18 protein-coding genes are annotated in these 23,467 nt (G+C 62.7%); 11 read left to right on the forward strand and 7 right to left on the reverse strand.

Annotation, left to right across the window (positions count from 1 at the left end; translation table 11 throughout):
* Window positions 1-71: 71 nt before the first annotated feature.
* From M1D43_RS07570 to M1D43_RS07580, 3 genes are all read left to right on the forward strand, one after another.
* Window positions 72-536, forward strand: coding sequence for an RDD family protein (locus M1D43_RS07570; RefSeq protein WP_003529322.1), 465 nt, complete (start codon window positions 72-74; stop codon window positions 534-536).
* Between the two features lie 95 nt (window positions 537-631).
* Window positions 632-1,411 (forward strand): arginyltransferase, encoded by a 780-nt coding sequence (locus M1D43_RS07575; RefSeq protein WP_027989576.1) that lies wholly within the window; start codon window positions 632-634, stop codon window positions 1,409-1,411.
* Window positions 1,412-1,414: 3 nt separating this feature from the next.
* Window positions 1,415-2,320 carry a DMT family transporter gene (locus M1D43_RS07580; RefSeq protein ID WP_127514076.1) on the forward strand — a complete coding sequence of 302 codons (906 nt, stop codon included), beginning with the start codon at window positions 1,415-1,417 and terminating at the stop codon, window positions 2,318-2,320.
* A 203-nt stretch (window positions 2,321-2,523) separates the two neighbouring features.
* Here M1D43_RS07580 and M1D43_RS07585 read toward each other — a convergent pair whose 3' ends face one another.
* Complete coding sequence (locus M1D43_RS07585) at window positions 2,524-2,862, reverse strand: ArsR/SmtB family transcription factor (RefSeq protein WP_127541483.1); 339 nt, start codon at window positions 2,860-2,862, stop codon at window positions 2,524-2,526.
* Window positions 2,863-3,020: 158 nt separating this feature from the next.
* Window positions 3,021-5,297, reverse strand: coding sequence for a DNA topoisomerase IV subunit A (gene parC / locus M1D43_RS07590; RefSeq protein WP_153313601.1), 2,277 nt, complete (start codon window positions 5,295-5,297; stop codon window positions 3,021-3,023).
* Between the two features lie 183 nt (window positions 5,298-5,480).
* Here parC and M1D43_RS07595 point away from each other — a divergent pair, with 183 nt between their 5' ends.
* The 3 genes from M1D43_RS07595 (at window position 5,481) to groL (ending at window position 8,829) form a co-directional block, all read left to right on the forward strand.
* Window positions 5,481-6,671 (forward strand): aq_1923 C-terminal domain, encoded by a 1,191-nt coding sequence (locus tag M1D43_RS07595; protein WP_010969105.1) that lies wholly within the window; start codon window positions 5,481-5,483, stop codon window positions 6,669-6,671.
* Between the two features lie 176 nt (window positions 6,672-6,847).
* A complete protein-coding gene (locus M1D43_RS07600; RefSeq protein ID WP_010969104.1) occupies window positions 6,848-7,066 on the forward strand; it encodes a hypothetical protein in 219 nt (72 codons plus the stop codon).
* 134 nt (window positions 7,067-7,200) lie between these two features.
* On the forward strand, window positions 7,201-8,829 hold the full coding sequence (groL, locus tag M1D43_RS07605) for a chaperonin GroEL (RefSeq protein ID WP_003529335.1): 1,629 nt from the start codon (window positions 7,201-7,203) through the stop codon (window positions 8,827-8,829).
* 292 nt (window positions 8,830-9,121) lie between these two features.
* Here groL and M1D43_RS07610 read toward each other — a convergent pair whose 3' ends face one another.
* Together M1D43_RS07610 and aspS are read right to left on the reverse strand one after the other, a co-directional pair.
* Window positions 9,122-9,502, reverse strand: a complete 381-nt coding sequence (locus tag M1D43_RS07610) for a rhodanese-like domain-containing protein (protein WP_003529341.1) — start codon at window positions 9,500-9,502, stop codon at window positions 9,122-9,124.
* 176 nt (window positions 9,503-9,678) lie between these two features.
* Complete coding sequence (aspS, locus tag M1D43_RS07615) at window positions 9,679-11,466, reverse strand: aspartate--tRNA ligase (protein ID WP_010969102.1); 1,788 nt, start codon at window positions 11,464-11,466, stop codon at window positions 9,679-9,681.
* 301 nt (window positions 11,467-11,767) lie between these two features.
* Here aspS and M1D43_RS07620 point away from each other — a divergent pair, with 301 nt between their 5' ends.
* The 5 genes from M1D43_RS07620 to M1D43_RS07640 all read left to right on the forward strand — a co-directional run bounded on the left by M1D43_RS07620 (window position 11,768) and on the right by M1D43_RS07640 (window position 18,611).
* A complete protein-coding gene (locus M1D43_RS07620) occupies window positions 11,768-13,003 on the forward strand; it encodes an MFS transporter (RefSeq protein WP_010969101.1) in 1,236 nt (411 codons plus the stop codon).
* Window positions 13,004-13,258: 255 nt separating this feature from the next.
* The gene (locus tag M1D43_RS07625; protein ID WP_153313822.1) at window positions 13,259-14,653 is read left to right on the forward strand and encodes a multicopper oxidase family protein; all 1,395 of its coding nucleotides are present in this window, start codon (window positions 13,259-13,261) and stop codon (window positions 14,651-14,653) included.
* 81 nt (window positions 14,654-14,734) lie between these two features.
* Window positions 14,735-15,886, forward strand: coding sequence for a ribonuclease D (rnd, locus tag M1D43_RS07630; protein ID WP_010969099.1), 1,152 nt, complete (start codon window positions 14,735-14,737; stop codon window positions 15,884-15,886).
* Window positions 15,887-16,090: 204 nt separating this feature from the next.
* Entirely contained in the window at window positions 16,091-17,182 is a 1,092-nt protein-coding gene (gene cya2 / locus M1D43_RS07635; RefSeq protein ID WP_127541488.1) for an adenylate cyclase Cya2, read from the forward strand.
* A 70-nt stretch (window positions 17,183-17,252) separates the two neighbouring features.
* Window positions 17,253-18,611: an esterase-like activity of phytase family protein gene (locus tag M1D43_RS07640; protein ID WP_153313823.1), complete on the forward strand. Its 1,359-nt coding sequence runs from the start codon at window positions 17,253-17,255 to the stop codon at window positions 18,609-18,611.
* Window positions 18,612-18,951: 340 nt separating this feature from the next.
* On the opposite strand, the gene ppx is transcribed toward M1D43_RS07640, so the two are convergent.
* The 3 genes from ppx to hdaA form a co-directional block, all read right to left on the reverse strand.
* A complete protein-coding gene (ppx, locus tag M1D43_RS07645) occupies window positions 18,952-20,475 on the reverse strand; it encodes an exopolyphosphatase (protein ID WP_003529361.1) in 1,524 nt (507 codons plus the stop codon).
* 11 nt (window positions 20,476-20,486) lie between these two features.
* The gene (locus tag M1D43_RS07650) at window positions 20,487-22,697 is read right to left on the reverse strand and encodes an RNA degradosome polyphosphate kinase (RefSeq protein ID WP_003529363.1); all 2,211 of its coding nucleotides are present in this window, start codon (window positions 22,695-22,697) and stop codon (window positions 20,487-20,489) included.
* A 64-nt stretch (window positions 22,698-22,761) separates the two neighbouring features.
* The gene (gene hdaA, locus M1D43_RS07655) at window positions 22,762-23,451 is read right to left on the reverse strand and encodes a DnaA regulatory inactivator HdaA (protein WP_010969096.1); all 690 of its coding nucleotides are present in this window, start codon (window positions 23,449-23,451) and stop codon (window positions 22,762-22,764) included.
* Between the last annotated feature and the right edge of the window lie 16 nt (window positions 23,452-23,467).

Here is a 23,467-nt window from a genome sequence, read left to right on the forward strand (position 1 = left end):
GAACGGCCAGTGCATTGTTTTACCGCATTCGCTCCCCATATCTTGGGTGGATAGCAATTTGAGGCACGCGCATGAGCATGCATAATGAAGAACTGAGGCTTCCGAGCGAGGACTGGCGCGCCTATCAGGGCGTACTGTCACGCAGGATATTCGCCTTCATCATCGATTACCTGATCGTCGCGCTCTTGTGGATACCGGCGGCCGTCGTGGTCTTCTTCCTCGGCATCCTGACGCTCGGCCTCGGCTTTCTCCTCTACCCGGTCCTCTTCGCTTTGGTGGCGATGCTCTATTTCGGACTGACGGTCGGCGGCCGCGAGCAGGCGTCACCCGGTATGAGGATCATGGGCGTTGCGATCGCCCGGACGGATGGTCGGCCAATGGATTTCCTGACGGCAATCGTCCATCTGGCGATATTCTGGATCGCCAATGCGCTGTTGACGCCGCTCATCCTGCTGATCGGCCTCTTCACCGACCGCGGCCGTCTGCTGCACGACCTGCTGATCGGCACCGTGGCCGTTCGGCGCGACATGTACTGACGGGACCGTTACGCCGAACGAGTGTGTTGACGTTTTCCATTCTTCGGCCATGCTATTACGATGAGCAACCGCACGAAGAGTGATCCCCCCGCTCGATGAACACGCAGACCGCACCGTCTCCTCAGTTCTACCTGACCGCACCGGCAGCCTGTCCCTATCTGCCGAACCAGATGGAACGGAAGGTATTCACCCATATGGTGGGAGAGCGGGCGCCGGAGCTCAACGACCTGCTGACGCAGGGCGGCTTCCGCCGCTCGCAGAACATCGCCTACCGCCCCGCCTGCGAGACCTGCCGGGCTTGCATTTCCGTGCGCATACTCACCAACGAATTCGCACCCACGCGATCCATGCGCCGCGTGCTTGCGGCCAATGGCGACATCGTCTCCGCGGAATATCCGGCCGAGCCATCGAGCGAGCAGTACAATCTCTTCCGGCGCTATCTCGACTGTCGCCATCAGAAAGGCGGCATGTCCGACATGTCGGTGCTCGACTATGCGATGATGGTCGAGGATACCCATGTACACACGAAGATCATCGAGTACCGGTTGCGGGTAGAAGGCGACGGCATCAACGACAAGGCGCGAGGCCCCCTGATCGCCACGGCCCTGACGGACCGGATGAGCGACGGCCTCTCCATGGTCTATTCCTTCTTCGATCCGGCTCTCTCCGAGCGATCCCTCGGCACCTACATGATTCTGGATCATATCCGCCGGGCAACGGAACGCGGTCTGCCGCATGTCTATCTCGGCTATTGGGTCAAGGGATCGCGCAAAATGGGGTATAAGACAAAGTTTTTGCCGCAAGAGCACCTTATGGCCCGCGGCTGGGAGCGCTATTCTGGCGAGCACGATTCCACCAAACCCGCCACGGATTGAAAATTGACCCCATCCACTGACGCCGCCCGGCACCGGCGCGGCCTTGCCATCACCGGCCTCGGCGGCCTTGCGCTCTCCTTCGACATTCCGCTGATCCGGTCGGCAGATGGCGAGGTCTGGTCGATCCTTGCCGTGCGCAGCCTCTCGACCTTCCTTGCCGCACTCGCCACATGGGTGGTGATCAACCGCCTGCTCGGCCGCCGCGTCGCCCTGATCCCGGGAAGGGCCGGCCTGATCGCCGGGATCTTTTACGGCATCAACTCCTTCACTTTCCTGCTCGCCGTCTTCAATACGTCGACCGCGAACGTGGTCTTCATCCTGGCGTTCACTTCGATGTTCGCAGCGATCCTCTCCTGGATATTCCTTAGGGAGCGCCCCTCCAACGCCACCTTCCTGACGATGGCGGTCATGCTCGTCGGCGTCGGTGTGATCGTCAGCGACGGGCTCGAAAGCGGGCATATCTTCGGCGACGCGATGGCGGCATCCTCGGCCTTCCTGCTCGCAAGCGCGATCACGATCAGCCGCGCCAGCGGCCGCGACATGTCGCTCGTGCCGCTGACGACAGCGATCTTCCCGGCGATCGCCGCCTTCATGCTTTTGCCGTCCGGCGGCCTCACGATCGCCGAACCCGCCTACATCCTCTTCAACGGACTGGTGATGATCCCGCTTGCCTTCTTCTGTCTGGCGACGGGGCCGCGCTACCTTTCCGCTCCGGAAGTCGGCATGTTCTACCTGCTGGAGACCATTCTGGCGCCGATCTGGGTATGGATCGTCTTTGCCGAAACGCCGACGAGCCGAACGCTCCTCGGCGGCACGATCCTCATTCTCGCTTTGCTCGGCCATTCGTTTTGGCAGATGCGGGTGAAGGCGGCGCGGGCGCGCATCGCCTGCGTGGAAGTTGCGGGATAAGATTGCCCCTCATCCGCCTGCCGGCACCTTCTCCCCGCAAGCGGGGAGAAGGGGACTCGCGGCAATGCTCCGCATTCCTTCACTTACGAGAGAAGTGTTCGAGAGTGCCGCTTGTCCCTTCGCCCCGCGTGCGGGGAGAAGGTGCCGGCAGGCGGATGAGGGGCACTTTGCACCGATGACGCGAAGGCAGCGGCGCGATCCCACTATCGCTGTTCGGGCGACCCGTCATCCCTGGAGGATTCCTGCATCTGCGACTGCATCGCCCAGAGCTCGCGATTGGTGTCGATCCACTCCGCGGCAATCTCGAGCGGCGCGGGATCGGCCTTGACGAGTTCCTTCCCGGCCTTCCACCGCCGGGCAACCAGCCCCGCTGTCTCCAGGACGACCAGATGCCCCGCAAGGACGTCCTGCCCGATGCCGATGGCCGCAGCGATACCCGCCGCGGGCGTTTCGCCGGCAAACAGGACTTCGAATATGCGGCGGCGCATCGGATCGGCCAGCGCCAGCAACGTATCGTCAAGAGCCGAGGTCATCGCGTTCATCTCGCCGCCGCATGGTCGCTCGAATCGGAGCCGATCTAAGGAACATCCAGGAGATCAAGGAATTACAGCGACTTTCAGGATAGCGAGGACACCGGCCCGCGCTATCCACCAACATTGATCCACGAACGCTCCGCGCTTGCAAGCCCGGTGTTACCGATCTAGCCGCTGAACTTGCCGCTCCGTGGGAAGCCCTTCGGGACGACCCTCCCGGCGCCGGCGCGATCACCCATCCACTCGATCAGTTCGTCCCTGGTCTTGGTGAAGACACGGCCGGCGCTGTCTTCCCAGGTAAGCCCTTCGGCGATTGCGAAAGAGCGGATATCGGAAACGCCGCCATCCTTGTAGCGCTGGAGACGCACGCCCTTGCCGCGCGCCATTTCGGGAACCTGGACCAGCGGGAAGACGAGCATCTTGCGGTTCTCGCCGACGACGGCGAGATGATCGCCCTTGACCGGAACGACGAGCTTGGCCTCGTCGGGCATGGTGACGTTCATCACCTGCTTGCCCTTGCGCGTGTTGGCGACGATATCGCTCTCGGTGACGACGAAGCCATTGCCGGCCGTGGACGAGACGATGAGCTTGCGTGCCGGATCGTGCACGAAGGCCGTCAGCACGTCCTGGTCGTTCTCCATATCGACCATGATGCGCAAGGGTTCTCCGTGACCGCGGCCGCCGGGCAGCTTGTCGCCGCCAAGCGTGTAGGCCTTCCCGCCCGTCGTGAAGATGAGGATCTTGTCCGTGGTCTGAGCGGGAAACGAAACCTTCAGGCCATCGCCGTCCTTGAACTGGAGTGAAGACGTATCGGCGATGTGCCCCTTCAACGCCCGGATCCAGCCTTTCTCCGAGATGACGACCGTGATTGGCTCTTTTTCGATCATCGCCTGCTGAATGGCTTCGACATCCGCGTCGGGCGCGTCGGAGAAGGTGCTGCGGCGCTTGCCGAGCTCGGTCGCCTTGGCGAATTTCTTCTTGACCTCGCCGATTTCCCAGGCGACCGCCTGCCACTGCTTGTCATCCGAGGCGAGCAACGCCTCGATTTCCGCCTTCTCCTTCGACAGCGCGTCGAATTCGGTGCGGATCTCGAATTCTTCGAGCTTGCGCAGCGAGCGCAGCCGCATGTTGAGGATCGCTTCGGCCTGGACATCGGTGAGCCCGAAACGCTCGATCATCACCGCCTTCGGCTCATCCTCCTCGCGGATGATGCGGATGACCTCGTCGATGTTGAGATAGGCGATGAGATAGCCGCCGAGAATCTCGAGCCGCCGATCGATTGCGGCGAGCCGGTGGCGCGAGCGCCGCTGCAGGACCTCCCGGCGGTGCGCCAGCCATTCGCTGAGCACCTCGTTGAGCGCCATGACCCGCGGTACGCGGCCCATCGACAGCACGTTCATGTTCAGCGGAATGCGGCTCTCGAGTTCGGTAAGCTTGAAGAGCGATTCCATCAGGATATTGGCGTCGACCGAGCGGCTCTTCGGCACCAGCACGACGCGGACGTCCTCGGCCGATTCGTCTCTGATATCCTCGAGAAGCGGCAGTTTGCGCGCGATGAGCAGTTCGGCGATCTTTTCGATCAGGCGCGACTTCTGGACCTGATAGGGAATTTCGGTGACGACGATCTGGAAGCCGCCGCGTCCCAGATCCTCTACCGCCCAGCGTGCCCGGACGCGAAAACCGCCTCGGCCGGTCCGATAGGACTCGGCCATGCTGGCGCGGCTCTCGACGATCACGCCCCCGGTCGGGAAATCCGGCCCTTCGATGCCGCCGCGCTGCGGATTGGCCGGATCGAACAGCAGATCCTCCACCGTCGCATCCGGATGCTTGATGAGATGGAGCGCCGCGTCGCAGAGTTCATGCGCATTGTGCGGCGGGATGGAGGTCGCCATGCCGACGGCGATACCGGACGCGCCATTGGCGAGCAGATTCGGGAAGGCACCGGGAAGCACGGTCGGCTCCTGGTCCTCCTCGTTGTAGGTCGGTCGGAAATCGACCGCGTCCTGGTCGATCCCCTCCAGGAGGAGGGCTGCGACCTCGGTCATCTTCGCTTCGGTGTAACGGTAGGCGGCAGCGTTATCGCCGTCGATATTGCCGAAGTTGCCCTGGCCGTCGACGACCGGATAGCGCTGGGAGAAGTCCTGCGCGAGGCGCACCAGCGCGTCATAGACCGACTGGTCGCCATGCGGGTGGAACTTACCGATGACGTCGCCGACGATACGGGCGCATTTCTTGAACGAGGAATTGGGCCTGAGGCCCATCTCGCTCATGGCATGAATGATCCGGCGATGGACCGGCTTCAGGCCGTCGCGGACATCCGGCAACGCGCGATGCATGATGGTCGACAGCGCATAGGCGAGATAGCGCTCTTCCAGCGCCGCCTTCAGGTCAACCGGCTGAATGTTGTCATCCCCGCCAGACGGCGGCAAAAGGCTTTGTCCCATATGTCCTTGCTACCTCAACAGGCGCGGAACGGCAAGAATTCCGGGCTATGCCACTGTGGAGAACGTCACCGGCGGGTGATCCCTGCCCCGCCCCCGCGCGAGTTTGCACTTGGCGGCAGAACTGCGCTTGCGTATCGTCCGGGCATGATCGACGCAATCAGAACGATTTCACAAGGAACTCCAATGATACATACGCGCAAAGTCCGCCTGATGCTGGCCAGCGCCGCCCTCCTTACCCTCGCCGGACCGGCCATGGCCCTGGACGGCGCGGACATGATGCAAAAGCTCAATGCAGCGACGTCGCCCAACGGCACTTCGGTGACCTACGACAAGGCGGAGGCCGACGGCGACGTGGTGACGGTCACCGGCATGAAGCTGCAGGTGGTGGCGAAGCCCGGCACGTCCATCGACATAGGCGAAGTGACGTTCGAAGGCGTCGAGGAAAAAGGCGGCGGCTACTATGCCGAGACCGTCTCCTTCCCGGATATCGCTGTCAGCGACAAGGATGCAAGCTTCTCGGTCAAGGACATCTCGATCGGCGGCCTGTCCATTCCGGGCAATGCGAGCGGTACCACGATCGATGACATCCTGCTTTACGAAACGGCCGGCACCGGCCCCATGACCGTAAACGTCAAAGGCAAGGACGTCTTCACCGCCGAGAGCACGGAAACCAATCTGACGCGACAGGAAAACGATGCGGGCTTCGACTTCGACGCGACGCTTGCCGGAATCAAGGCGGATCTGTCGCAGATCGAGGATGCCAAGGCAAAGGAGGCGGTCGAGAAGCTTGGGCTGACGACGCTCGATGGCGGAGTCACGATGAAGGGCAGCTGGGAATTGCAAACCGGCAACCTTGCTCTCGACGAATACGCGCTGGACTTCAAGAATGTCGGCCGGCTGAATATCGCGATGGACCTATCCGGCTATACGCTGCAATTCATGAAGTCGTTGCAGGAGGCAGCCAAAGCGGCTGAGGCAAACCCGAACAGGAAGGAAGCCGACCAGGCGATGGCGCTGGCGATGCTCGGCCTCATGCAGCAGCTTACCTTCAACAGCGCCTCGATCCGCTTCGACGATGCATCGATCACGAAAAAGGCGCTCGACTACGCCGGCAGCCAGCAGGGCGTCACCGGCGAACAGCTGGCGCAATCGCTGAAGGGGCTCGTGCCGATCATGATGGCGCAGCTCAATCTCCCGGAACTGCAGAACCAGGTCTCCAGCGCCGTCAACGCCTTTCTCGACAATCCGAAGAGCCTGACGATCAGCGCTGAGCCGGAAAAACCCGTGCCGTTCCCGATGATCATGGGTGCTGCGATGGGGGCTCCCAACACCGTCCCGTCCGTGCTGGGCGTCAAGGTGACGGCGAACGACTGATTGCGCTTATGGCGCGGCCACATGCTGAACCCCCGGCGGCGTTGTCGCCGGGGGTTTTTTTCATCCGCCCGATCGATGATATGATGCGATGCTTGATGCTCGCACGCGATCGCCTATCTATTTTTGCGTGCCGACAGTTTGCGCATTCCCGACCGACCAAGCGGAAGGAGGACGCCATGGGACTGAAGCATTCGGATATCACCGCCATCCTCGGCCCTGTCGACGAAACGCTGATGGCTGAACTTCTCGCGACGGGCGCGACCGCGAGTGAACTTGCCGAAGCAATAGCATGGGTCAACAACGACGAGGCGCTGATCGGCGAAGGCCGCCATCTTCCGGCCGGCCGCGTTGCGGCGCTGATCGATATCCTGACGCCCGAGGACGACGAGGAGTGAATGCAATCGGCAGCGACGGGGGGAGCACGGCATGGCCGGCTCCCCCGTCAACCCGCGGCGCTGCAGGAGGAGCGTGCCGGCGACGCGAAAGAAGCACGAATACATTCGGGAATTCCGTGTGGAGGGAGGCATAAATGGCTGCCAAGGAAGTCAAATTCACCAGTGATGCCCGCGATCGGATGCTGCGCGGCGTGGACATCATGGCCAACGCGGTCCGCGTGACTTTGGGACCGAAGGGGCGGAACGTCGTCATCGACAAGTCCTTCGGTGCGCCGCGGATCACCAAGGACGGGGTTTCGGTCGCCAAGGAAATCGAGCTCGAGGACAAGTTCGAGAATATGGGCGCGCAGATGCTGCGCGAAGTGGCGTCGCGCACCAGCGACATTGCCGGTGACGGCACCACCACTGCCACCGTACTCGCGCAGGCTATCGTCAGGGAGGGCGCCAAGGCCGTCGCATCGGGAATGAACCCGATGGATCTGAAGCGCGGCATCGATCTTGCCGTCGAGGCGATCGTCAAGGAACTCAGGAACAATGCCCGCAAGGTCTCCAAAAATGCCGAAATCGCCCAGGTGGCGACGATTTCGGCCAATGGCGATGCCGAAATCGGCCGTTACCTGGCCGAAGCGATGGAAAAGGTCGGCAATGAGGGCGTGATCACCGTCGAGGAGGCCAAGACCGCCGAGATCGAACTCGAAGTCGTCGAGGGAATGGAGTTCGATCGGGGATATCTGTCCCCCTATTTCATCACCAATCAGGAAAAGATGAGGGTGGAGCTGGAAGACGCCTACATCCTGCTTCACGAGAAGAAGCTCTCCAACCTGCAGGCGATGATCCCGATTCTTGAATCGGTCATCCAGTCCGGCAAGCCGCTCCTGATCATTGCCGAAGATGTCGAGGGAGAGGCGCTCGCCACCCTCGTCGTCAACAAGCTTCGCGGCGGCCTGAAGATCGCTGCGGTCAAGGCCCCGGGCTTCGGCGACCGTCGCAAGTCCATGCTGGAAGATATCGCGATCCTGACCGGCGGCACCGTCATTTCCGAGGAACTCGGGATCAAACTCGAAAACACCACGATGGATACCCTTGGCCGTGCGAAACGCATCATGGTGGACAAGGAGACGACGACGATCGTCGACGGCGCCGGGTCGAAGGAGGATATCGGCGGCCGCGTCGCACAGATCAAGGCACAGATCGAGGACACGACCTCGGACTATGATCGAGAGAAGTTGCAGGAGCGGCTCGCCAAGCTCGCGGGCGGCGTCGCGGTTATCCGCGTCGGCGGCTCGACCGAGGTCGAAGTCAAGGAGAAGAAGGACCGTGTCGACGATGCGCTGCATGCAACGCGCGCGGCGGTCGAGGAAGGCATTCTGCCCGGCGGCGGCGTGGCGCTGCTGCGGGTCGTGAGCGCGCTCAACGGTCTTGCCACCGCCAATGACGACCAGCGCGTGGGCATCGAGATCGTCCGCCGCGCAATCGAGGCACCCGTGCGTCAGATCGCCGAGAATGCCGGCGCCGAGGGATCGATCATCGTCGGGAAGCTGCGCGAGAAACAGGATTTCGCCTTTGGCTGGAACGCACAGACCGGAGAATTCGGCGATCTCTTCCAAATGGGCGTCATCGATCCCGCGAAGGTCGTGCGCGCCGCGCTTCAGGACGCTGCCTCCATCGCCGGTCTTCTCGTGACGACGGAAGCGATGATCGCCGAGAAACCGAAGAAGGACGGGCAGCCGCAGATGCCGCCTGGCGGCGGAATGGACTTCTGAGAAGCGCGCTCGAGCGACGCACGACCGCGAAGGCCGCCCCTCATCCCGCTGCCGCGACCTTCTCCCCGTACGACGGGGAGAAGGGACAAGTGGCGAGCCCCCCGCGAGTCTCATTCGCCCCGCATAGCGACGCGCGGTTCGCCGCACGCGGCCCTTCATCCCGCTGCGCGACCTTCTCTCCGTTCACGGGAGAAGGGACAAGCGGCGCGCGCCGCGAGTCTCCTTCGCCCCGCTTGCGGGGAGAAGGTGCCGGCAGGCGGATGAGGGGCGGAGTTCCGTTCGACGTGCGGACTTATGCCGGTTCCGTTTCGATACCGCCTTCCGCCAGATCCTTGAAGCCGCCGATGTTGTAGACGGCCGAGTATCCCATATCCTGCAGGGTCTTGCCGGCAAGAGCGGAACGGCCGCCGGAGGCACAATGCAGAAGGATGGTCTTGTCCTTCTGAAAGACTGGATTGTGATATTGGCTTTCCGGGTCTGCCCGAAACTCCAGCATGCCCCGCGAGACGTTTACCGCCCCCTTGATCCTGCCGGTTTGCTGGACTTCTGTCGGATCACGGACGTCCACGATCAACACATCACCGGAGCGCATCTTCTCGGCGGCCTCGGCGGGAGACAATTTCGGGACTGAGCCGTTTGCTTCCGCCAGCAGATCCTTGACGCTCTTGACCATTGTTCCCTCCAACCGATGAGTTGCACGGAAAGGAAACGCCTCGAAACACCCGCTGTCAAGGCGAGCGTCACGTACCGCATTCGGGGACACTCTCCTCCTGCACTTCGAAAACAAGGAACCGGACCAAAGAAAAACCCGGCGAGATCGTCGCCGGGTTCGTTCGGTCTCGAAGAAGATCAATCCTTCTTCTGCGGGATCGGTCGGATCGAGAGCTCCCTGAGTTGCGCAGGCGTCGCCTGAGAAGGCGCGCCCATCAGCAGATCCTGGGCCTGCTGGTTCATGGGGAACAGCGAAATCTCGCGCAGGTTCTTGGCGCCGACCAGCAGCATGACGATGCGATCGATGCCGAAGGCCATGCCGCCATGCGGCGGGGCACCGTACTGGAACGCACGGTAGAGACCGCCGAACCGCTCTTCGACGTCGGCCTGGCTCAGGCCGACATTCTCGAAAGCCTTGACCATCAGTTCCGGCGACTGGTTACGGATCGAGCCCGAGGCGATCTCGAAGCCGTTGCAGACCATGTCGTACTGAAACGCCTTGATCGACAGGAGATCGTCGCTCGAAAGTGCCGTCAGACCGCCCTGCGGCATCGAGAAGGGGTTGTGGGCGAAGTCGACACGCTTTTCCTCCTCGTTCCATTCATAGAACGGGAAGTCCACGATCCAGCAAAGCTCATAGCGGTCCCGGTCGACGAGGTTCAGTTCCTCGCCGGCCCTGGTGCGGGCCTCGCCGGCGAACTTGTAGAACTTCGCCGGCTCGCCAGCCACGAAGAAGCAGGCGTCGCCATCTTCGAGGCCGAGCTGCGTGCGGATCGCATCGGTCCGTTCCTCGCCGATATTCTTGGCCAGCGGACCGGCGCCTTCGAGCTTCTCGCCCTCCTTGCGCCAGAAGATGTAGCCGAGGCCCGGCTGCCCCTGGCTCTGGGCCCAGGCATTCATGCGATCGCAGAATGCGCGGGAGCCGCCGGTCTTGGCGGGAATGGCCCAGATCTCCACCTTCGGGTTGGAGGCGATCATGTTGGCGAAGACCTTGAAGCCGGATCCGGCGAAATGCTCCGTGACTTCCTGCATCTCGATGGGGTTGCGCAGATCCGGCTTGTCGGAACCGTATTTGCGGATCGCCGTGTCGTAGGGGATACGCGGGAACTTGTCGGTCACCGGCTTGCCGCCGGCGAAATCCGAGAAGATTGCCCGGATCATCGGCTCCATGGCGTCCCAGACGTCTTCCTGCTCGACGAAGCTCATCTCGAGGTCGAGCTGGTAGAACTCGCCGGGCAGCCGGTCGGCGCGCGGATCCTCGTCGCGGAAACAGGGCGCGATCTGAAAGTAGCGGTCGAAGCCGGCGACCATCAGAAGCTGCTTGTATTGCTGCGGCGCCTGCGGCAGCGCATAGAAGTTGCCCGGGTGGATGCGGCTCGGCACCAGGAAGTCACGCGCACCTTCCGGCGAGGAGGCCGTCAGGATCGGCGTCGTGTATTCGGTAAAGCCGATGTCGCCCATCCGCCGGCGCATTGCGGCGATGATCTCGGTGCGCCTGACGATGTTCTTGTGCAGCGTCTCGCGGCGGAGATCCAGGAAGCGGTATTTCAGGCGCACGTCTTCCGGATAGTCCGGCTCGCCGAAGACCGGCAGCGGCAGCTCCTTGGCGGCCGAGAGAACCTCGATCTCGCGGGCATAGAGTTCGACCTCGCCGGTGGGCATGTTCTTGTTGACCGTATCGTCGGTGCGCGCCTTGACGGCGCCATCGACGCGAATGACCCATTCGCCGCGCACGGTCTCGGCGGTCTTGAAGGCCGGCGAATCCGGATCGGCGACGACCTGGGTCATGCCGTAATGGTCGCGCAGGTCGATGAAGAGCACGCCGCCGTGATCGCGGACGCGGTGAACCCAGCCGGAAAGGCGAACGGTGGAGCCGACATCCGACTTGCGGAGGGCGGCACAGGTGTGGCTGCGGTAACGGTGCATCGTATAGTCCCGGAATTGCTTAAAGGCCGCGCAGCTCGCAGAACGGCGCAGGGCGGCATGGTCAAAGTCGGGCGGAAAAGCGCATGATGCGCCGGTTTTGTCAAGGCCGCGGCGGCGCCGGCAAGAGCGCTGCCCCGGTCGCACAAGTTGCCCGCTTCGACCACAGCCGCAAGCGGTACGGCGCAAATTTGGACACGAGTGGTCACAAATTGCTACTGTTCCCGCGCGTCAGCCACGGTTAAACAGGGGCAAGGGTCGCGTATCGCGCGAGTCGCGGCCGCAATCGGATGCCTTCTGTTCCATGTCCCAGATTCGCCCGCTCATCCCGCTGCTCGTCACCGCAGGCATTCTGATCGGCGGCAACGGGTTGCAGGGCACGTTCATTTCCTTGAGAGCACTCGAAGAAGGATTCTCGACCTCGCTGATCGGCGTGATCGGCGCCGGCTACAATGTCGGCTTTGCAATCGGCTGCGTCTACGTCACCCGCATTCTGAGGGCGATCGGCCATATCCGCACCTTTTCGGCGATGGCAGCCATCGCTTCCGCCGCTGCGATCGCCATGGTGCTCGTCATCGATCCGTGGTTCTGGTTCCTGATGCGGCTCGTCGCCGGCATCTGCTTCGCGAGCCTCTTCGCCACGGTCGAGAGCTGGTTGAATGCCAGCGTCACCAACGGCAACCGCGCGCGTACCCTTTCGATCTATCGCCTCGTCGATCTCGGCTCGGTGACGGCTGCACAATATGCAATTCCCGGCATCGGGATCGGCGGCTTCGAGCTTTTCGCCATCATCTCGATGGCGCTGACGCTTTCGCTCGTGCCGATCTCCTTTGCCGACCGGTCGAGCCCGGTCGCACCGGAAGCGATACGCTTCGACGTGAAGGCGCTCTGGAACATCTCGCCGCTGGCCACCATCGGCTGCATCGTCGTCGGCCTCACCAATGCCGCGTTCCGCTCGCTCGGCCCTATCTATGCGCAGGAGATCGGCCTTTCGGTGACGGCGATCGCGACCTTCATGAGCGCCGGCATCATCGGCGGCGTCGTGCTTCAATATCCGCTGGGATACTACTCCGACCGGATCGACCGCAGGCTGATCATCCTGATCGCCACCTTCGGCTCCCTTCTCGCGGGGCTCTTCCTCGCCTTCGTCGCCGGGAGCGACGAGTGGTTGAACTTCGCCGGCATCTTCGCCTTCGGCGCATTCGCGATGCCGCTCTTCTCGCTCTGCTCCGCGCATGCCAACGACCATGCGGCCGAAGGCCAGCATGCGCTCGTCTCCGCCGGCATGCTCTTTTTCTGGTCGCTCGGAGCCATCATCGGGCCGCTCCTCGCATCCTTCCTGCTCGAGATCTTCGAACCGCCGGTGCTCTTCATCTACACGGCAGCAATCCTGGCGCTCTTCATGGCCTACACGATCCGGCGCATGACGGCGCGCAAACCCGTTCCAACCGAGGAAAGGTCGATGCGGTTTCGCAGCCTTCTGCGCACGTCGTCCTTCTTCAACAAGCTTGCGGGCGGCCAGACGCGGAAAGAGCCTTGATCCGATAAGGCTGCAGCTAGAGCGGGATGAGGAAAAGTGAGTGCGGTTTTCCGCCCGCATCCCGCGTCTCAACTTCTCGGAATCGATCACGATTTTTTAGGTCGACCCGGCCTAAAACATCGTGATCTACGCGCCGCTGCCGAATTGCTGAAAGTGAAAATCAGGTTTAATAACGGACCGGACCGTCTTTCGGGGGCGAAGCGTGCTTTGCCGCGCCGCTCCCCTCCCTCCGGAAATAGACACGCAAAGATACCGATGCTCAATCGCCGAATGTTTCTCCAGGGTTCAGCCGCGCTTGGCGGCGCCTTCACGCTCGGCGCCGGTCTCGCCGCGAGGGCGGGCGCAGCCCCCGATCCGCAGATCCTGACGGCGCGGTTCGCCGAGGCGCAGATCGCGGCCGGCGGCGTCACCCCCCGGGTCATGACCTATGATCCGGGCGATCCGGCAAGCGCCGCCATGCCGCCCGTTTTGAGGATGCGCAAGGGCGAGCCCTTCGCGGCGAGGCTGGTCAACCGTCTGGACGAGCCGACGACCGTCCACTGGCATGGACTGAGGATCGCCAATGCGATGGACGGCGTGCCGGAAATGACGCAGCCCTATGTCTATCCCGGCGACGGCTTCGACTATCTCTTCACACCGCCGGACGCCGGCACCTTCTGGTACCACCCGCACTGCAATACGCTGATGCAGATGGGGAGCGGCCTGACTGGCGTGATCGTCGTCGAGAACCCGGAGGATCCGAGCTTCGATTCCGAGATCGTTCTCAACCTCAGGGACTGGCGGCTCGGCGCGAGCGGCGAGTTCATCGCCCCTTTCAAACCGCGGGATGCGGCGCGCGGCGGGACCTATGGAACGGTGAGAACCGCGAACTGGCAGCGCGAGCCGGTCTACGACGCTCCCGCCGGCGGGCTCGTCCGCGTGAGAATCGCCGCAACCGACGTTACGCGCATCTACACGATCGGGCTCGAAGGCGCAGAGGCCAGGGTGATCGCCCTCGACGGCAACCCGGTCGAAATCCCCTTCGCGCTCGACCGGCTCGACCTCGGCCCCGGCCAGCGCGTCGATCTTGCCCTCCGCATGCCGCAGAGCGAGGGCCAGCACGCACGGCTTGGCAATTTCCGCGGCTCCAGCCCCTGGACGATCGCAGCCTTCCGGGCAGTCGGCACTTCGCTGAAGCGGGAGCTCGGGGATATCGCACCTCTGCCCCCGAACCCCGTTGCCGAAGCCGACATTTCCACGGCCAAGCGTATTCCGATCGACCTGACCGCTACTGCCGAGCACGAGCCGGCCGCTTCGATCTGCGGCTCGCTCGGTTATACGTTCTGGGCGATCAACAAGGTTCCGTGGCCAGGTGACACGCCCGATCCGGTCGCCCCCATCGAGGAACTCAAATTCGGGAAAAGCTATGTGCTGGAGATCGCCAACCGCACGCCGCATGCCCATCCGATCCATCTGCATGGGCTGAGCTTCCGCATCCTCGCCTCTAACAGGCGGAGCGTGCTGCCGCCGCCGACCGACACGATCCTGCTCTTGCCGGACGAACAGGCGCAGCTCGCACTGGTCGCGGACAATCCCGGCGACTGGGTCTTCCATTGCCATATCATCGAACATCAAAAGACCGGGATGTCGGCTTATTTCCGGGTCGCCTGACAATTTCGATTGTGACAGGTGCCGTGAAACGGTACACGGGAAAACTCAAAGCCGCATTTTTGCCACAGTGATTAAAGCCCGATGATTCAAACGACAGCAGATCTTGAGGCCGCCTGCCGAGAGCTGGCCCGTTCAAGCTATATTACGATCGATACGGAGTTCCTGCGCGAAACCACGTTCTGGCCGGTGCTGTGCCTCATTCAGATGGCAAGCCCGGAAATGGCAGTGATCGTCGATCCGATGGCACCCGGAATCGACCTCGCCCCGTTCTTCGCGCTGATGAGCAACCCGGATGTCGTGAAGGTGTTCCACGCCGCCAGGCAGGACATCGAGATCATCCACCATCTCGGAAATCTCATTCCTCATCCGATCTTCGATACGCAGGTGGCCGCGATGGTTTGCGGCTTCGGTGACAGCGTGTCCTATGACCAGCTCGTCAACCGCATCAAGAACGAGCAGATCGACAAGTCGTCCCGCTTCACCGATTGGAGCCGCAGACCGCTCACCGACAAGCAGCTCGACTATGCGCTGGCGGACGTGACGCATCTGAGGGATATCTACCAGTACCTCACCAAGGAACTGGATCGCGAGGGACGCTCCTCATGGCTTGCGGAGGAAATGGCGATCCTCGAAAGCCGGGAGACCTACGATCTCCACCCGGACAATGCCTGGCAGCGGCTGAAGATGCGGGTGAAGAAACCCATCGAGCTCGCCGTCCTGCAGAAGGTGGCGGCGTGGCGCGAACGCGAGGCGCGCGCCCGCAACGTGCCGCGCGGGCGAATTATCAAGGATGATGCGATCTATGAGATCGCGCAGCAGCAGCCGAAGGATGCCGAGGCGCTCGGACGCCTCAGGACCATTCCCAAGGGCTGGGAGCGCTCCAGCGCGGGGACGGCCCTCATCGAGGCCGTCGGCGAAGCCCTTGCGATCCCGAGGGGCGAGCTGCCGCGCCTGCCGCGCCAGAACCACGCACCCGAGGGCGCTGCGGCGGCGAGCGAGCTGCTCAAGGTGCTGCTGAAACTCATCTCCGAAAAGGAGGGAGTCGCGGCCAAGATCATCGCCAACAGCGACGATCTCGACAGGATCGCAGCCGAGGGCGAAGGTGCGGACGTCGCCGCGCTCAAGGGCTGGCGGCGTGAGCTCTTCGGCATGACGGCGCTGAAACTCATCAACGGCGAGGTGGCATTGCGCTTCGTCGACAAAAAAGTCGAGGCGATGGAAATCGGCGGTTGAAAACCGCCGCTCGACGACAACTTTCCGCCCGAATCTGAGCTTAGCCGAGACATTTCGAGGGCTGATCGCCGCCGCCCGGCCCCGCGGGCTTCAACTGCATGTGTCCTTTCAGGACAAACATGTAGCAATTCAAATTGCTCCGGCGACCTTTGCGTGCCTGATAAGACGCGCGGCGCTGTAAATTCTCGATTTCGAGGCTGTCACATGCGCTGGAGATTTTCCACGCTCGAGATCATCCTGTTGCTGCTCGTCGTCGCCGGCAGCGGCATGGCCTATGCGTGGGTCGTCTACGGCGGCGGCGGCCTGATCGGCGCAACCTATGCGCTCTTCATGTGCATGCCGATTCTCGCCTTTGAACGGCACATCATCTTTCGGCGCCTTTACCGGAGAATCCACGGATCGCCGACGCCGGCGTTTCTTCTCTCGTCCCTCGCCGTCTACTTCTTATTCGTCAACGTCGGATATGCAGCCGCCGGGCTGCTTTTGCACGTCGCCGGCGTCATGCGTGAAAGCAGGACGGACGCGATGCTGCCATCGCTCAACGTGCTGGTGTACGCACTTGCGACCTCCGGTCCGATCATCTTCGTGCTCAGGGTGCGCGAATTGCTCGGCCGCGACGTTTTCCTGAGTCTCCTGACCGGACGATACCGCAAGCCGGTGCAGGAGGAACGCGTGTTTCTTTTCATCGATCTCGCCGGATCGACATCGCTTGCCGAGCGCTTCGGCGACCTGCGCATGCAGGAATATTTGGGAAAGCTGTTTGCAGCCATGGCTGATCCCGTGCTGCGCTATGGCGGGTCCATCGACGACTATGTCGGCGACGCTGCCGTGATCACCTGGCCTTACGATCGCGCTGTCGCGGATGCAGCCTGCATCCGCTGCGTGTTCGACATTCTGGAGCAGATCGAAGCGGACGCCCATCGCTGGCGAAAAGACTACGGCGAGGTGCCGCGCCTGCGTGCCGCTCTGCATGGCGGCACGATCGTTGCCGCGGAGATCGGCGTCGACAAGCACAAGATCACCTATTTCGGCGACACGGTGAACACGACGGCACGCCTCGAGGGCCTGTGCCGAACGCTCGACCGCCAGGTCTTGATCTCAGCCGATCTGCTGCGGCGCTTGCGCCCGCCCGTCTTCGTGCGCGCCGAGGATCTCGGCGAGCATGAGGTCAAAGGTCGTGGCCAGAAGCTCGCGGTTCTGTCGCTCACAGCCGGTTCGCTCAGCGGCGACGGCGCCACGGAACCAGCCGGGGAGACCGTTCGCAGTCCGGCCGCCGAGGCTTTCACCTCGCTGTAAGACAAACATCAAACAGTTGTCATCGAAGCCGCCTATCGGGTTCACCTGCACTCCAACCCGAGGTGAAGTTATGACGAAATCCATCCTTGCCGCCATGGCGCTGACCCTGCTGGCGTCGAGCGCCGCGCTTGCCGAGGAAAAGGCCTTCCCTGCAAGGCTCGAGGCGCATGCGATCCTTCCCGCAAACACCATCGTCGCCGCGCCGGCGGATGCCGCGGACTACCTCAAGACCTCGGGCAAGTTCTCGACCGCCGACCGCAAGCGCGCCGCCGAACTGGGCAGCGTCGCCGGCAAGGATGGCGTTCGCCCGACCGGTTTGTCGCTTCCCTTCAACGGCCAGCCGATGCAGGGCTTCTCCGGCATCAAGGCGATGGAGGACGGCACTTTCTGGAGCCTTTCGGACAACGGCTTCGGCAACAAGCTCAACTCGACCGACGCCATGCTGATGCTCCACCATCTCAAGATCGACTGGGACGCCGGCAGGGTCGAGGCGTTGAAGACCCTGTTCCTGTCCGACCCCGAGCGCAAGGCCCCCTTCCCCATCGTCATGGAAGGCTCGGCCACCCGCTATCTCACGGGCGGCGACTTCGACGTCGAATCCATCCAGCCGGTCGCCGACGGCTTCTGGGTCGGTGAGGAATTCGGCCCCTACATCCTGAAGTTCGACCTTGACGGCAAGCTCACCGACGTCATTGCGACTGTTGTCGGCGGCAAGCCCGTGCTCTCGCCCGACAATCCGGCACTGACGCTGCAGGCAGACCCCTCCAAGAAGGCACCGGACTTCAACCTGAAGCGCTCCGGCGGTTACGAAGGTCTGGCACTTTCGAAGGACGGCTCGAAGCTCTACGGACTGCTCGAAGGGCCGATCTGGGCAGACAGCGAGTCGGTGGAAGAGGCGGAGGGCCGGCCGGCGCTGCGGATCGTCGAGCTCGACGCCGGCAGCAAGGCCTGGACCGGGCGCAGCTGGCTGTATCCGCTCGCCGAAGGCGGTGAAGCGATCGGCGATTTCAACATGCTCGACGAGAAGACTGCGCTGGTGATCGAGCGCGACAACGGCGCCGGCACCGTCGACAAGGCCTGTGCGGACCCCAAGAACCCGCAGCCGGATTGCTTTGCCGTCGGATCGAAGCTGAAGCGTGTCTACAAGATTGCCATGGACGATGAAAACGTCGGCAAGGCCGTGCGCAAGATCGGCTATGTCGACCTGCTGAAAATCGCCGATCCGGACAACCGCAAGCGCCAGGGCGGCGGCGAGGGCTATTACGACATGCCCTTCGTCACCATCGAGAATGTCGACCGCGTGGAGGAGACGCATATCATCGTCGGCAACGACAACAACCTGCCTTTCTCCGCCGGGCGTTCCCTCGACAAGGCGGACGACAATGAATTCGTGTTGCTCGAAGTGGGAGAATTCCTGAAGGCCGAATAGAGCGCGGTCCCCTCGGTACGTCCTGTAAGCCGGGCTTGCTTTCCGGCAGCAGACATCGGTGTAACACCCACTCCTCCTACCCTCATTCCTGTGCCTGTCACAGGAATCTAGTCGGCCCAAGTCCTTGGGCCGGAAAGGCTTTTCCGCACCGCAGACGCGGCGCTGCTGGATCTCTGTGACAAGCACAGAGATGAGGGCGGAGGGTGCGGTCCCACTCCGCCCTGACCCTCATTCCTGTGACAAGGCAAGCACAGGGATGTGGGATGTGGGCACAGGGTTGAGGGCGCACGGTTGTGCCGCACGTCCTTGGCGCGTCGAGCGCGAACGTTCGAAAGAGCAATCAGCGCTCGAAGGAGAAGGCGAGCTTCTTGCCGGTAAGCTTGCCGAGCTGCTGGAGCCGGCCGTCGAGGCGTTCGCCCTCGAAGTCGGCATAGGCTGCCGGGACGACGAATTCGAGATCGATGTCGGGCTTCGAAGATCGCCGGAGCGTGAGGTGGCGCGCCACACCCGGCATGGAGGCCGAAAAGAGATAGGCGACGCGCAACAGCCCGCCCAGGAGCTTGGCCAGTTCGTGCAGGCGCGGCGTCGTGATGCCGGCGAGCGGGCTCGTGGCGCCGTCGTCGTTGAGCCCTTCGAAGCGATAGTAATTCGCGAGCGCGATATAGGCCCGCCCCGCATGGGTGATACCCGTGAAGGCCGAGTGCGCAATGATGTTCAGCGCCTGCAGACCGCGATAGTCGGGATGCGCCCGCCAGCTGATATCCGCCAACAAACAGGCGGCCTGACGGTAGCGCCTCTCCTCTTCCGTCTCCTCGACGCCGAAGAACGGCACCAGGCGGCCGGTCCATTCGGCGAGCTCGCGCGCATGCTCGGGCGAGCGGGCGCGAAGGATGGCGAGTTCGTTGGCAGCGGTCAGCAGCGGGTCCTGCCGGCGCTCCTCCTCGGAAAGCAGCGAAAAGAGATAGCCCTCGCGGACGCCCAGCGCGGAAAAGGAGATTCGCTCGGGTTGCATGATGGAGATTGCCTCCTGCATCGTCACCGCCCCGTAGGGCAGCAGGCTCCGGCGGCTCTTGGAAATCGTCGCATAGGCGGAGGGCTTGATATTCTTCGGCTCGATCACTTCGGCGAGGATCGCCAGCGCTTCGTCATAGGAGATTTCGTAACCCTGCATCATGTGCAGCGGGTAATTGTGCATCTCCATGTGCAGCTTGGCGATCGCTCGCCAGGTTCCGCCCACGGCGTAGAACGTGCGTCCGGTCCCCTTCTTCAGGACCTCGGCATTTTTCATGAACTTGCGTACCCAGGTCCGCGCCTTGCTGAGCGAGCCGCTCGAATGTTCGAAGAGGCGAATGCCGCCCAGCGGCAGCGTTATGCCTTTGCCGATCCGCTTGCCGTTTACATCGACAAGCTCGAGCGAGCCGCCGCCGAGATCGCCGACGACGCCATCCGGCTCGTGGTAGCTGCTGACGATGCCCATCGCCGAATAATAGGCTTCCTCCTCACCGCTCAGGATCTTCACCCTTTGCCCGAGGATGGCTTCCGCCCTTTCGATGAAGGCCGCTCCGTTGGTGGCCTCCCGCGCCGCAGCGGTCGCGAGCACATACATCTCGGTCGCGCGCGCCTGGTCGGAGAGCGCACGAAAGCGGTGCAGCGCCCTCAGCGCCCTCGCCACGCTTTCCTCCTCCATTCGGCCGGTCGCATCGATGCCCTTGCCGAGGCCGCACATCACCTTCTCGTTGAAAAGCATCGCCGGCGAACGGCTCAGCCCTTCATAGACGACGAGACGAATGGAGTTGGAGCCGATATCCACAACGGAGACCGGGCGGATACCGGGCAGACGTCCCTGCGCTTCAGATTCGACCATGCAATTCCAGTTTACTTGTGCCAGCCGCTCTTCCAGCCGGCGATCAGCTTCGGTGCACTGGATTTCAGAGCCTCACCCCGGCCCGAAAGGCTCGGATTGGTCATGAAATAATGCTGAGCGTTGAACGGCTCGGCGTCCTTGCCGACTTCCATGCGGCGCGAGGTGCCGTCCGGAAGAATCTCGTAGCTCTGCTGGTTGTCGATGAGATTGCCCAGCATGATCTGCGAAAGAACCTGTTCGTGCACAGTGCGGTTGATGAGAGGAACGAGCGTCTCCACCCGCCTATCCAGATTGCGCGGCATCATATCCGCCGAGCCGATATAGACAAGCGCATTCTCCGATGGAAGTCCATGTCCGTTGCCGAAGCAGAAAATTCTTGAATGCTCCAGGAAGCGGCCGACGATGGATTTGACGCGGATGTTGTCGGAGAGCCCGGGCACCTGCGGCCTGAGACAGCAGATGCCGCGCACGACGAGATCGATCACGACGCCCGCGCAGCTTGCCTTGTAGAGCGCGTCGATGATTTCCGGATCCACCAGGGAGTTCATCTTCATCCAGATCGACGCCGGACGCCCGGCTTGCGCATGGACGATCTCCTCCTCGATGTGCTTGAGGATGCGCGGACGCAGCGTATGCGGTGAGACCGCGAGCTTCATGCCCCCTTCCGGCTCGCCGTAGCCGGTGATGAAGTTGAAGATGTTCGCCATGTCGTGGGCGATCACCGGGTTGCAGGTGAAGAACGACAGGTCGGTGTAGATTTTCGCCGTGACCGGGTGGTAGTTGCCGGTACCGAGATGGCAATAGGTCCTGAGCTTGCCCTCCTCCCGGCGCACCACCATCGACATCTTTGCGTGGGTCTTCAATTCGATGAAGCCGAAAACCACCTGCACGCCGGCGCGCTCGAGGTCGCGCGCCCAGCGGATATTTGCCTCCTCGTCGAAGCGCGCCTTCAGCTCGACAAGCGCGGTCACCGACTTGCCGGCCTCGGCGGCATCGATCAGCGCGCGCACGATCGGGCTGTCGTTCGAGGTCCGGTAGAGCGTCTGCTTGATCGCCAGCACGTCCGGATCGCGCGCAGCCTGCAGCAGGAACTGCACGACGACGTCGAAGGATTCGTAGGGGTGGTGGACCACCATGTCCTTTTCGCGGATGGCCGCAAGACAGTCGCCCGCGTGTTCGCGTACGCGTTCCGGGAAGCGCGGGTTGTAGGGCTCGAAGCGCAGATCCTCGCGCGGCGCCTTGGTGATTTCCGAAAGCGTATTCAGCGCCAGCAGGCCAGGCAGTACCGCGACGCGATTTTCGGGAACGCCGAGTTCCTGCACGACGAACTGACGCAGCGAAGCCGGCATTTCGGAATCGGTCTCGATGCGGATCACCGACCCGCGACGGCGGCGCTTGAGGGCCGTCTCGAAAAGGCGCACGAGGTCTTCGGCTTCCTCCTCGACTTCGATGTCGCTGTCTCGAATGATGCGGAACGTGCCCGACCCCTTCACCTCGTAGCCGGGGAAAAGCCGGTCGATGAACTGGCTGACGACGTCTTCGAGGGTGATGTAGCGGATGACGTTCTTGACGTCCGGCAGGCGAACGAAGCGATCGAGCGCCACGGGCAGGCGCAGCAGTGCCGTCATCGGGTCGCGCCCGGTCTTGCTGACGAGCTGCAGGCCGATCGAGAAGCCGAGATTGGGAATGAACGGGAACGGATGTGCCGGGTCGATCGAGAGCGGCGTCAGCACGGGGAAGATCGCCTGGTCGAATTCGTTCGCGAGCCAGCTGCGATCCTGCGCGGAAAGCGAAGCCGGACGGACGATGAGGATATCTTCCTTGGCGAGATATTGCTGCAGGACGGCAAGCGATGCCTGCTGCTCCATCTGCAGATTGTCGACCTCCGTCAGAATGCTCTCGAGCGTTTCCGCCGGCGTCAGGCCGTCCGGGCTGCGCAGCGAGAGCCCGGAACGCACCTGGCCCTCCAGACCCGCGACGCGAACCATGAAGAATTCATCGAGATTGGCGGCGGAGATCGATAGAAAGCGGACGCGCTCCAGAAGGGGATGCGCCGTGTTCAGCGTCTCCTCGAGGACCCGGCGGTTGAACTGAAGCCAGGAGAACTCGCGGTTGACGAAGCGCTCGGGGCTCTTGAGAAGGTCCAGCGCCTCGGCCGGCGCCTCACGCTTCTGCTCGGCAGATGCCTCGTGTTCCGTGATTGCAGACGTTGCGCTGTCCATGCCTGTAAAGCCCCATTACTCCGAACGAACGAGCTAACCCAGTTTGACGACGGAACTGTGACAGTCAATCGGAGAGGCTTGTATTTGCAAGCTCTTCCAGGACTTCCGCCGCCAGGGCGCGGGTCGGCCGCGTTCCGCGCGCAAGCGCCAGATGATCTATCCGCTCGACGATGGTCTGTGCCGCCTCCAGCGAGCGTTCCATCCGCGCGACGACGTAGCCGACCAGGCGCTCGTCGACCAGGAGCTGGCGGTCGGCAAAAAGCTTGGTGAGCACCTGCACGAGCAATTCGTCGTCGGGCTCGCCGATTTCGACCACGGTGGCAGCCTTGAGGCGCGACTTGAGGTCAGGAAGCCCCACCGGCCATGACATCGGCCATAGCCGTGACGTCATCAAAAGCGCCGTGCCGTTCTGGCGCACGCTGTTGATGACATGGAAGAGAGCCGCATCGTCGAAGCCCTGCCGGTCGGCATCCTCGAAGAGGACCGGCTTTTCCGCGGCGATATCGGCGGCGTTCGAGCCGGCAAAGGGATGTATCGGCTCCGCTCTGGCCTTTTCGCGCCAGATGCCCGCAAGGTGCGATTTGCCGGAACCGACCGGCCCGCAGATGATGACCACCGGCGACGGCCAGGCGGGCCAGTGATCGACGATGGAAATGGCCGCGCTCAACCGGTCCGAGACGAGCAGGTCGTCGCGACCGGTTGCGGGCGCATGGCCAAAGACCAAAGGCAATTGTTCGGACAGATGTCTCTTCATGCATTACCCGTGAGCA

This window comes from Ensifer sp. R1-3 (genome assembly GCF_056739175.1).